8 protein-coding genes and 2 pseudogenes are annotated in these 10,904 nt (G+C 61.4%); 5 read left to right on the top strand and 5 right to left on the bottom strand.

What is annotated here, in order from left to right; translation table 11 throughout:
• Positions 1-620: 620 nt before the first annotated feature.
• Both R3F72_RS17970 and acuI read left to right on the top strand, forming a co-directional pair.
• Positions 621-1,757, top strand: a complete 1,137-nt coding sequence (locus R3F72_RS17970) for an MFS transporter (RefSeq protein WP_087720011.1) — start codon at positions 621-623, stop codon at positions 1,755-1,757.
• 59 nt (positions 1,758-1,816) lie between these two features.
• Positions 1,817-2,803: an acrylyl-CoA reductase (NADPH) gene (gene acuI, locus R3F72_RS17965; RefSeq protein WP_332780412.1), complete on the top strand. Its 987-nt coding sequence runs from the start codon at positions 1,817-1,819 to the stop codon at positions 2,801-2,803.
• Positions 2,804-2,837: 34 nt separating this feature from the next.
• On the opposite strand, the gene R3F72_RS17960 is transcribed toward acuI, so the two are convergent.
• Positions 2,838-3,272, bottom strand: coding sequence for an Rrf2 family transcriptional regulator (locus R3F72_RS17960; RefSeq protein ID WP_303856361.1), 435 nt, complete (start codon positions 3,270-3,272; stop codon positions 2,838-2,840).
• A gap of 80 nt (positions 3,273-3,352) precedes the next feature.
• Here R3F72_RS17960 and hmpA point away from each other — a divergent pair, with 80 nt between their 5' ends.
• From hmpA to R3F72_RS17945, 3 genes and pseudogenes are all read left to right on the top strand, one after another.
• A complete protein-coding gene (hmpA, locus tag R3F72_RS17955; protein ID WP_332780411.1) occupies positions 3,353-4,573 on the top strand; it encodes an NO-inducible flavohemoprotein in 1,221 nt (406 codons plus the stop codon).
• Between the two features lie 42 nt (positions 4,574-4,615).
• Positions 4,616-4,681: pseudogene (locus tag R3F72_RS17950) on the top strand (hypothetical protein); the annotation flags it as partial.
• 34 nt (positions 4,682-4,715) lie between these two features.
• Positions 4,716-5,687 (top strand): NAD(P)H-dependent flavin oxidoreductase, encoded by a 972-nt coding sequence (locus R3F72_RS17945; RefSeq protein WP_332780410.1) that lies wholly within the window; start codon positions 4,716-4,718, stop codon positions 5,685-5,687.
• 110 nt (positions 5,688-5,797) lie between these two features.
• Here R3F72_RS17945 and R3F72_RS17940 read toward each other — a convergent pair whose 3' ends face one another.
• From R3F72_RS17940 to R3F72_RS17925, 4 genes and pseudogenes are all read right to left on the bottom strand, one after another.
• On the bottom strand, positions 5,798-6,433 hold the full coding sequence (locus R3F72_RS17940) for a hypothetical protein (RefSeq protein WP_332780409.1): 636 nt from the start codon (positions 6,431-6,433) through the stop codon (positions 5,798-5,800).
• Between the two features lie 464 nt (positions 6,434-6,897).
• Positions 6,898-8,461: pseudogene (locus tag R3F72_RS17935) on the bottom strand (BCCT family transporter).
• Between the two features lie 1,185 nt (positions 8,462-9,646).
• The gene (locus R3F72_RS17930; protein WP_332780408.1) at positions 9,647-10,201 is read right to left on the bottom strand and encodes a DUF1003 domain-containing protein; all 555 of its coding nucleotides are present in this window, start codon (positions 10,199-10,201) and stop codon (positions 9,647-9,649) included.
• A 244-nt stretch (positions 10,202-10,445) separates the two neighbouring features.
• The coding region (locus tag R3F72_RS17925) for a transposase (RefSeq protein ID WP_332780407.1) at positions 10,446-10,904 on the bottom strand (459 nt) is incomplete at its 5' end.

Below are 10,904 nucleotides of genomic sequence, written 5' to 3'. Positions count from 1 at the left end.
GGGCCTCGTCGACGTTGATATCGCTGATGGTCATGTCACCGCATAGACGTGCCGAAGGATCAGGCACACTATGCCAAAAAAATCAGGTGGTTGGCGACATGCCATCCGCAGCCACCTGAATAGTTACGGCTATTCATGAAACACGATATTTCCTGCCCGCGATGCGGTTGTTCCGAGGCGCTTTCCAGTGACAAAGACCAGGACTGGGACGAGATCACCTGCATCGCGTGTGACGAGTTCATTGGCACCCGGGATTATCTCAGCGGGTTTCACTCCCGGAACTATCGGTTGCATGCCTTGAGCCTGTCGCTAGGCATGATGATCCAGATGACGCATGAGGGAGGTCTTTTGTCCCCGAAAGCGGCCTGATGCCCGATCGATCGACAGACGAGTCGTAGCCGCGGTCACGATGAACGTCAGGTTCGATGTCGACCTTCGCCGCTTTCTGCTCTATGCGCCCGCCTACATCCGGTTCGAGTTGTTCTAGTGGTCTGTTCCCTGTGTGCCGCTCTCCTCGAGCGGCTTTTTTTGATTCGATGGGCCGAGCAGCGGTTTACGTTCGGACGCTACAATGATCTCTTCCTGAACCGTGTCGAATGACCCGCAAGTGGAGCTCGTTCATGCCTAGCGCCCGTAAAACCTGGCTCGCCGTGGCGGCCGCCTTCGTGCTGAATGGCGGGCTCTTCGGCGCCTGGGCCTCGCGAATCCCCAGCGTCGTCCAGCAGAACGCCATCGATGGCGGCCAGTTGGGGCTGCTGCTGCTGTTGCTGGCGCTGGGCGCCATCGTCTCCTTCCCGCTGGCCGGACGCGCGTCGGACACGTTCGGCGCGGCGCGCACGACGCTCGCCATCGCGGCCTTCTACGCGCTGGCGCTGATCCTGATCGCACTGGCGCCCAACCTGTGGCTGCTCGCCCCGGCGCTCTTTCTGTTCGGTGGTGCTCACGGTTCCATGGATGTGGCCATGAACAGCTGGGCCGGCGAGGCCGAGCGCTACATCGGCCGGCGGGTGATGTCGTCGCTTCACGCGATGTGGAGTTTGGGTGCCGGTCTCGGTGCCGCCGCCGGTTACCTGGCGGTCAAGCTCGACCTGAGCCTGGTCGTCCATTTCACGGTCTTTGCCGTCCTGCTCTACGCCGTTACCAGCCGGTTCGCCCATATCGGCTGGCAGTCCGAAACCCGCCCCCGATCACCCGGCGGCAGCCTGTTTCCGCTGCCCAAGGGGCCGCTGCTGTGGGTGGGGATCATCGCCATGTGCGCGTCGATCGGTGAAGGCGCCATGGCGGACTGGAGCGCGCTCTTCCTGGTCTCCGTCACTGCCGCCGGCGAGGCCCAGGCCGCGCTCGGCTATACCGTCTTCTCGATGGCGATGGTGATCATGCGGCTCATCGGCGACCGCGTGATATCGATCCTCGGCCCGACTCAGGCGGCGCGGTTTGCCGGTTCCTCGGCGCTGGCCGGCGTGCTGCTGGCCGTGCTGTTTGCCAACCTGTACACGGCGTTGGCGGGGTTCGTGCTGCTCGGCGTGGGCTATGCCCTGATCATGCCGCTGGCGATCACCCGCGCCGCCAATGACCCGCAGACGCCGCCGGGCGTGGCGATCGCCAGCGTTGCCACGCTGGGTTACGGCGCCATGCTGTTCGGCCCGCCGGCGATCGGATTCACCGCCCACTTCATTACACTGCACTATGCTTTTTGCCTATTGGGGATCCTGGCGTTCTTCATCATCCTGTTCGCCCCGGCGCTGGATCGGCGGTAATCGCCCCTCGTCACCGTTCGCCCTTCCCCTGATGCCCGATCTCGTTCGAGGAGAGAGCCATGTTCAACGCCATCCTGGTCAACCAGAAGGAAGACAACTCATCCGAGGCGGTGCTGTCTCGACTGGAAACGGACGAGCTTCCGCCGGGCGATGTGCTCGTCCGGGTGGAATGGAGCACGCTCAACTACAAGGACGCCCTGGCGATCACCGGCAAGGGGGCGGTGGTTCGGCAATTCCCGATGGTGCCCGGCATCGATCTGGCCGGCACGGTGGAACAGAGCGACAACCCGGACTGGCGACCGGGCGACCGCGTGCTGATCAACGGCTGGGGTATCGGTGAAACGCACTGGGGCGGGCTGGCGCAGCTGGCGCGGGTGCGCTCCGAGTGGCTGACCGCCCTGCCCGACGGACTCGACCTGCGCCAGACCATGGCGATCGGCACCGCGGGCTATACGGCCATGCTCAGCCTCGTCGCGCTGGAGCGGCACGGGCTCACGCCGGAGAGCGGCGACGTGCTAGTCACCGGCGCCAGCGGCGGCGTGGGGAGTTTCGCCGTCATGCTGCTGGCGCGGCGGGGCTATCGCGTCATCGCCGCGACGGGGCGCGTCGAGGAGCGGGGCTATCTGGAACGTCTGGGTGCCGCCGAGATTCTGCCGCGTGCCGAGCTGGACAAACCGGGCCGCCCGCTCGACAAGGCGCGCTGGGCTGGCGTCATCGATTCGGTCGGCAGCCATACCCTCGCCAATGCCTGCGCGCAGACTCAGGTCGACGGGCTGGTAGCAGCCTGCGGGCTGGCCCAGGGCATGGATTTCCCGGCCACCGTCGCGCCGTTCATCCTGCGAGGCGTGTCGTTGCTCGGCATCAACAGCGTCTACCGGCCCCATGCGGAACGGGCCGTGGCGTGGTCCCGCCTAGCGACGGAGCTAGACCTTGACCGGCTCGAACAGACCACCACCGAAATCGGCCTGTCGGAGGCGATTGCCGCGGCAGGTGATCTGCTCTCCGGCCACGTTCGCGGCCGGCTGGTGGTGGATGTCAATCGGTAGGCGGCCGCGCGCGCTTGTATCACGGACGCACGGCTCAGCCGGGGCTGCCCAGCAGTATCCGCAGTTCCTGGCGATTCTCGACGAGATCGGCCAGCACGTAGCCGTCCAGCACGGCCAGAAGCGCCTGCTGGGCTTTCCATAGCACGCCCTTCAACCGGCAGCCTGGCTCGATCGGGCAGGTGGAGTTTGGCCCGAAGCACTCCAGCAACTCCAGGTTCTCGGTCTGTCTCACCAGCGCGCCGATGTTGATCTCCTCGGCGGGCAACTGAAGTCGCAGACCGCCGCCCCGCCCGCGCAGGCTCACCACGTAACCCAACTGCACCAGCGTCTGGGCGACCTTGGCCAGATGGTGCGCGGAAATGCCGTAATGTGTCGCGGCCGACTGTACCGTGGCCGGCATCTCTTCGCTTCTCACCGCCAGATAGATCAGCAGTCTCAGGGCGTAATCGGTGTGTGTCGTCAGTTTCATCAGCGCTTGACAGTCATAATTTGGTAAATGATACTCCTATTTAAAGAGGTATCCTAAATACTCATTAAGAAGGAAACAGCATGCCCACTCCCGCCCAGATCGATGTCATCAAGCAGACCGTTCCGGTGCTCCAGCAGCACGGCGAGACACTGACCCGCCACTTCTATGCCCGAATGTTCGAGCATAACCCGGAGGTCAAGCGTTACTTCAATCCCGCGCATCAGCGCTCCGGCGGCCAGCAGCGCGCCCTGGCCGGTGCCATTCTGGCCTACGCCCAGCACATCGAAGACCCTTCGGCGCTGGCTAGCGCCATCGAAGTGATCGCCCAGAAGCACACTTCATTGACGATCCAGCCGGAGCACTACCCGGTCGTCGGCGAGAATCTGCTGGCTTCGATCCAGGAAGTGCTGGGCGACGCGGCCACCGATGACATTCTCGATGCCTGGGCCGCCGCCTACGGCGAACTGGCGCAGGTCTTCATCGATCGCGAGCAGGCCATCTATGCCCAGCAGCGCGAACAGCAGGGCTGGGCGGGCTTCAAGCCGTTTACGGTCGTGCGACGCCAGATCGAGAGCGACAACATCGTCTCCCTGTATCTTGCGCCAGAAGACGGCAGCACGCCGCCCGCCCACCTGCCGGGGCAGTATGTCTCGATCCGCCTGCAGGACGCCGACGGCAACACCGCCATGCGCAACTATAGCCTTTCCAACGCGCCGGGAGCGTCCGCCTATCGAATCAGCGTCAAGCGCGAGCGTGGGGATAATGACATTCCGGATGGCGATGTCTCTAACCGCATCCACGATGGGCTGGCCAAGGGCGACCGTATCGAGCTTTCCCCGCCCTGCGGCGCGTTCACGCTCGAGCTGCCGACACCGGCGGACAAGCCGCTGGTCTTCATTGCCGGTGGGGTCGGTATCACGCCGCTGATCTCCATGGCCCATGCCGCGTTGAACGCCTCCGCCTCGCGGCCGGTGACCTTCGTTCAGGCCGCACGCCACGGCGGACTGCGCGCCTTCACGAGCGAGCTGGAAGCGCTGGCCAAGGATTACCCGAACTTCGAGCTGCACACCTGCTTCAGCGAGCCCCGGGAAGCGGATCTCAACGACGATGACCGGGTGAAAGGCGGCGAGCTGGAAGCGGACGATCTGGAGCGCTGGGTCGGCGGCTGGGACGCGACCTATTACTTCTGCGGCCCGCTGCCCATGATGCAAAGTGTCGATCAGATGCTGGAAGCGAAAGGCGTGGCAGCCGATGATCGGCGTTACGAGTGCTTCGGCCCCTTGCAGCCGCTGAAGGCCTGAACGGCTACGGACCCGGTCACCACAACGACGGAGGTAACAGACATGTCTAGCAGACTCCTCGATGACCTCGGCCTGGAGATTCCGATTCTTCAGGCACCCATGGCAGGCGTTGCGACGCCGGCCATGGCGGCGGCGGTTTCCAATGCGGGGGGGCTTGGGCGGCCTCGGGCTCGGCGCCTCGACACCAGAGGCAGCGCACCGGGCCATTCTGGAAACGCAGGCGCTGACCTCTCGGCCGTTCAACGTCAACCTCTTCTGCCATGCACCTGCGGTGCGTGACAGCGTGCGGGAACGACGCTGGATCGAACGGGCCCGCCCGCTGTTCGACAGCTTCGACGCGACACCGCCGGAAACGCTGAAGGAGATCTACGCACCCTTCCAGACCAGCGACGCGATGCTCGAGGTGCTGCTGGCAACCCGCCCTGCCGTAGTCAGCTTCCATTTCGGCCTGCCCAGACCGGCGCAGAGCGAAGCCCTGCGTCAGGCGGGATGCCGGCTGATCGCCACCGCGACATCGCTTGCCGAGGCGCGCCGGATCGCGGCCAGCGGGCTCGATGCCGTCGTCGCCCAGGGCTGGGCGGCGGGCGGCCATCGTGGTGTGTTCGATCCCTCGGCGCCGGATGAACAGCGATCGACCCAAGCGCTGACCCGCGAGATCGTTCGCGAGATTGCGCTGCCGGTCATCGCCGCCGGCGGGCTGATGGATGGCGCCAACGTTCAGCAGGCGCTGACCTGGGGCGCGGCAGCGGCCCAACTGGGCACGGCGTTCATCGGTTGCCCGGAAAGCGCCGCCGACGAGGCCTACCGCGCTCGGCTGACATCCCGCGCCGACACCGTGATGACCCGCGCCATTTCCGGCCGTCCGGCGCGCTGTCTCGTCAATCGCTTCACCGCCTGGGCCGAAGACGCTGCGCTGGGCGACATTGCCCCCTACCCTTGCGCCTACGATCTCGGCAAGGCACTGAATGCCGCTGCCAGGGCCAGAGGCGAAAGCGGCTTCGGAGCACAATGGGCCGGCACCGGCGCCGCAAGGGCGACTCACCTGCCGGCGGGAGCCTTGCTCGGCACGCTGGAAGCCCAAAGACAGGCCGCGAGCCGCCACGCCCACTCCTGAATACGTCCCCCTGAACAAGCCCCCTGAACACGCGGCTGACCAAGACAACGCTTCGCCAATCCCCCAAAGCCGGGAGCGAGACGTATCGCTATTTCATGCCTTCGGTTTGCCTAGCCGTCCTGCTCTCGCATCCACCGGCGAACTTCGCGCCGTTTCGGTCTCGATGCGTACCGGCGAGTATCGAGACGGGTCGGCACCAGAACTTCCCCTTCCGAGCTCATCGTCAGCGCGAACGTTCGGGAAGCCCCGACGGGGGAATCCTCACTGCCATAGACAGCGATGACGCGCAGCTCTATCGCCTGCAGCGTACGGCCATCGGTCGCCCGGAAATCCTCGGACGGAAGGTCATGGAAACGCAGAACGCGATCGATGATGTCGCGGAAGGAACCGATGTGGTTGTAGCTGCCGGAGAGCATCGGCCCCTGCCGCGTGGTCTCGACCAGCCGATCCGCTTCGCCCTGGCCGGCGGTCGATTCCTCGAAATCGATCAGATCGCGGGAAATCGCGCCCTGATCGGTATGAAGGATCGCGATGATATGTTCGATAAAAATCGGCTCGGGGCTCATGTTGCTGATGACGCAACGCGCCTGCAGCGTACGGCCAAAGCCACGATTGATGATGATCTTGGGTTGGCGTTGCCGCTTGAAGTTGAGGTAAAGCAACTGGGCATAGAAGAGCCATACCAACAGCGTGCATAGACTGGTCAGCGCCGTGATGGCGGAGCTGTTCTGGGAAATCCAATCCATCATTTCTCTGCTCACTGCCGACGGTCACGGCCCGGGGAACGTAGATGCCAATCGACGCAAGGCGCCACCAAGAAAAGCCCAGCGAAGAAGGCGCACTAAGAAAAACACAACGAAGAAAAACACAACGAAGAAAGGGAGTCGGTTGGCCGACTCCCCAAACGTTGCTCGTCCTTGCCAAATCACCACGGCATCCTGCCGTGCATCCCTGTGTCGCCGCATCCTGCAGCGTTCGTCCCTGTCAAAACGCCTTCCTGACGTTGACCTTTACTGTGGACCTCATCGGCACTCGATAACTTGATCCACGGCAAGTATGGTCGCCAGATTTGTTTCAATACGTTTCCCGATTGGCCTGAACCTCTTTCCTGGAAGCCAACCGGGCGACCCATGCGATCTTGACGGGAAACGGGAGAAGGACGCCAAAGCCGGCGCGCTGCGCCGGCTTCAGGAACGGGAAGGACAAACGATCAGGACTTGTGCTGCTTGAGTTCCGATATCAGCCCTTTGACGATCGCATAGCACGCTATCACCAGCACGATGGTAAAGGGCAATCCCGTCGAGACGGCAGCCGCTTGCAGCCCGTCAAGCCCACCGCCAAGCAGCAGTGCTATCGCGATCGCCCCCTCGATCAGGCACCAGAACACGCGCTGGGAAGTCGGTGCATCCACCTTCCCGCCTGCCGTGATGGAATCGATGACCAGCGATCCGGAATCGGATGACGTCACGAAGAACACGATCACCAGGATGATGCCCACCACCGACGTGATGGTAGCAAGCGGCAACTGGTCCAGCATGACGAAGAGTTTCAGCTCCAGCGCGGCATTCTGTACCCCCTGAAACCCCGAGTCGAGCTGCTGATGGATCGCCGTTTCACCAAAGGCGGTCATCCAGAGAATCGAAACCACGGTCGGCACCAGCATCACCGAAATCAGGAACTCCCGGACGGTACGTCCACGGCTCACGCGAGCGATGAACATGCCCACGAACGGCGACCAGGAAATCCACCAAGCCCAGTACACGGCGCTCCAGCCTTGGCTATAGTTGGCATCTTCCCGCCCGAAAGGCATCGATAGCGCGGGCAGATACTCCAGGTAAGAACCGATGTTGCTGAAGAATCCCTTGGCGATCAGCAAGGTCGGGCCCACGATGATGACAAAGGTCATCAGGATGAACGCCAGGGCCATGTTGACCATCGAGAGCCGCTGCACCCCTTTATCCAGTCCGGACAGAACGGAAACCAGGGCCACTGCCGTGATCGCGATGATCAGCAAAGTCATCGTGACGTTATTGTTGGGAACCCCGAACAGATAATGCAGCCCGGCAGAAGCCTGGGAGGCGCCAAACCCCAGAGAGGTGGCAAGGCCAGAAAACCGCCAGAATATCGATGCAGTGGCCGGGCCAGCCCCATACCCGTTCGCCCAGAATCGGGTAGAAAATCGAGCGGATCGTCAGCGGCAAACCCTTGTTGAACGAGAATAGCGCCAGCGCCAGGGCAACGAGACTGTAAATCGCCCACGGATGAAGGCCCCAGTGGTATATCGTTGCCGCCATGCCAAGCGACAGCGCCCCGGCTTCATCCCCCGCGGCACCACCGAGTGGCGCAAAATCGGTGCGAATCCCGTCGGCCCCTACAGCAGGCCCCGCCAGGGACGTACCGAAATGGCTCATGGGTTCGGAAACGCCATAGAACACCAGGCCGATGCCCATGCCCGCCGCGAACAGCATGGCAAACCAGCCGAAGTAGCTGAAATCGGGTTTGGCGTCCGGCCCGCCGAGACGCACCTTGCCAAGCGGTGACAGAATCAGGCCAATACAGACCACGACGAAGAAATCCACCGCTATCAGAAAAACCCAACTGAGATTGCCGGTCAGCCAGTCTCGAACTCCGCTGAGTATCGGTTCCACCTGAGCCTGAAATGCCAGGGTCAAGAAGACGAAGAGGAGCACGACGATCGAGGAGATCGTGAACACCTTGCCATGCAGGTCGAGATTGATGCCTAACGCACGAGATGTTGTCCTGACCAATGACATAATCCGTGTCGATTATTGCCGTTTTACCTTCCGGACGCCGGATCCCTTCCCCCGCCGAGGAATCGCCGGAAGAATCCTGCGGTTCTTGAGAATTTGCCATCGAAAATAATCCCCAGAGATTGACTTACACTATTGAAAATTTTCTTTATCTGATGCTTTCAGCAGACGATATTTCGCCATTATTGCGACTAAAATGCAACTTTCATGCCAGTTTATGCCATGGTATGGAAAATCAAAAATCTAGCCTTTCACAGCTATTTTGATAGCCATTTTTGTTGTCGGCCATGCACGGCTGTGGGCAGCGAATGTACGGCCTGAATTCCATCAGCGAATAGCGCCCTGAAGTATCGCCCAGTGTCGATCGCCAGGCGAGCGACGGAGCGCGAGTACTGCCGCTCAGCGGTGAGAAAGATATCGACTGGCTGCGTGGCACGAAAAGAAGCGGTTCGGGCCGTCATGAAACCCAGGGGCTTTTTGCTACTGCTCAGGGGTGAACCCAACCCGTGTTTTTGCCTTGAGCGCTCTAGCCCTGAGCGCTCTAAGGGGGCCGGGCACGGTTATAGGTCCATGGATAATCTGCGATGGGAGACTGCAACGGGTCCAGCGAGGTGCAATGAAGTGCCGGGATGATCGTTCGCTTCATCCGCTCGATACTGGCCGCTATTGGAAATGGAAGGGGCGTCAGTCGAGGCTCGAGAGCGTAGGCGAACCTGGATGTTCGATCCAAGGTAATAAGCAGGTAGATTTGCTCTAGCGGTGCGAATGCCGCTGATGACGCAATGGTCGGAGATGCGAACCCACGAAAAGCGCAACGAAGAAAGGGAGTCGGTGGCCGACTCCCTCAAGCGCTGCTCGTCCTTGCTAATTCATAACGGCATCCTGCCGTCCGTCCCTGTGTCGCCGCATCCTGCAACGTTCGTCCCTGTCAAAAACGCCTTCCTAGCGTTGACACCTACTGTGAACTCAGTCGGCATTAAATAAATTGATATGAATCAAGTATTGCTGCCAGTTTTGTTTCAAAATGTTTTATTGAAAATAATATTGTCGCATAATGGCGTCACCTGAAGCCTGCCAACACACTCAATCACCCAAGGGCCTGACTCTTCAAACGATAATAATAAGTTAAAGATTTGAAATCTAATCACTTTCCAAGCGAACGCCGAACATGAGCGACTCATTTAGTCTTTACTTGTTCTGCTCTTCCAACAATTCAATCTGGATCTGCTGGAGTTCGATTAACTTATCCCATTGCTGAGCCATCTGATGATCGATCTTCTCGTGGAGCTGCCGGATTTCGAGCTCAGCCTTGAGGTTGATGCGGTAGTCGTTCTCGCTCCGTAACCGATCTTTGGTTTCCTGCCGGCGCTGGCTCATCATGATCACCGGGGCCTGAATCGCGGCCAGGCTGGAAAGTACGAGATTGAGCAGGATAAACGGATAAGGGTCAAAGGGCTTGGCCAGCATCCCGCCCACATTGACGATGACCCACACCAACAGCACGGCCGAGAACGTCAGGATGAAGGCCCAGGAACCGCCGAACAGCGCCACCCGGTCCGCCATGCGCTCCCCGAATGTCGCGGACCTGTCCAGCAAGTCCTCCGGGTTTTTCGAGATGAGCTGCCTGTTATTGAGACTCTCGATGACCTGGTGTTCCAGCTCGCCCAGTTCACCGCGCTCTTCCTCCAGCATTCGCTCGACGTAGAGATGGCGAAACCTGGCAAGATCCTCGCGGCAGATCATCTTGCCCTCTTCCCGCCTTATTCACGAGGGCGCTGATTGAGCGGTCTGAAGGTACTGGCTGTTGGCATTGCTTATCAGGATTCGCCTCTTCAGCGCGAGTGGCTGTTGAGTAATGCCAGAACGCAGCCCTTTTCCTACTTACTTATAGCTCTTTGGAATCAATGGCGGCCGTCCAAGCAGCCGTGATCGCCTACCGCCGCTCCGGTCGCTCGCTTTCTGATGCTGTGGTGGTCTCGCAGGAGCGTCAGCTCAGTGCGGTCAGCTTCGGCAACCCCTTCAGCAGCGTCGGCCACCACTTGTCGGCGGCGGCACCCAGATGAACGGTGATTCGCCGAGCGTGCAGTCTCAGCGTGGCGGCGACCTTCAGCACCTGCTCGCGCATCCGGCTGAGGCTCCAGCCTTGCCGGGTCTGCCGCTCCAGCAGGCAGCGCAGGCCATGCAGGACCTGGTAGGCGTAGAGGCTGAGCAGCAGGCTCACCTCGTTGCGTGCCATCACGTCCTGAACGGTGGAGGCGCCGCGATCGGTCGACGAGAGGTGCACGTCGAGCGCCGACTTCACCTCGCCCATGTGCGCCTCGGCGCTGCCGCGCTTGCGGTAGAGCGCCAGGACCTTCTCCGGCGGCCAGTCGAACTTGCCGAGGTTGGTGACCAGGAAGAAGGCATGCAGCAGCAGGTCATCGGGGCGTTCCTGCACCACCAGCAC

This window comes from Salinicola sp. 4072 (assembly GCF_036663415.1).
GTDB classification, from domain to species: domain Bacteria; phylum Pseudomonadota; class Gammaproteobacteria; order Pseudomonadales; family Halomonadaceae; genus Salinicola; species Salinicola salarius_A.
This window is presented reverse-complemented; position numbering and strand designations above follow the sequence as displayed.

What these genes read in the sequence shown, in the direction of transcription:
- R3F72_RS17970 (WP_087720011.1), top strand. Translation starts at nt 621, where the DNA reads ATGCCTAGCGCCCGTAAAACCTGGCTCGCCGTGGCGGCCGCCTTCGTG.
- acuI (WP_332780412.1), top strand. Translation starts at nt 1,817, where the DNA reads ATGTTCAACGCCATCCTGGTCAACCAGAAGGAAGACAACTCATCCGAG.
- R3F72_RS17960 (WP_303856361.1), bottom strand. Translation starts at nt 3,272, where the DNA reads ATGAAACTGACGACACACACCGATTACGCCCTGAGACTGCTGATCTAT.
- hmpA (WP_332780411.1), top strand. Translation starts at nt 3,353, where the DNA reads ATGCCCACTCCCGCCCAGATCGATGTCATCAAGCAGACCGTTCCGGTG.
- R3F72_RS17945 (WP_332780410.1), top strand. Translation starts at nt 4,716, where the DNA reads ATGCGGGGGGGCTTGGGCGGCCTCGGGCTCGGCGCCTCGACACCAGAG.
- R3F72_RS17940 (WP_332780409.1), bottom strand. Translation starts at nt 6,433, where the DNA reads ATGGATTGGATTTCCCAGAACAGCTCCGCCATCACGGCGCTGACCAGT.
- R3F72_RS17930 (WP_332780408.1), bottom strand. Translation starts at nt 10,201, where the DNA reads ATGATCTGCCGCGAGGATCTTGCCAGGTTTCGCCATCTCTACGTCGAG.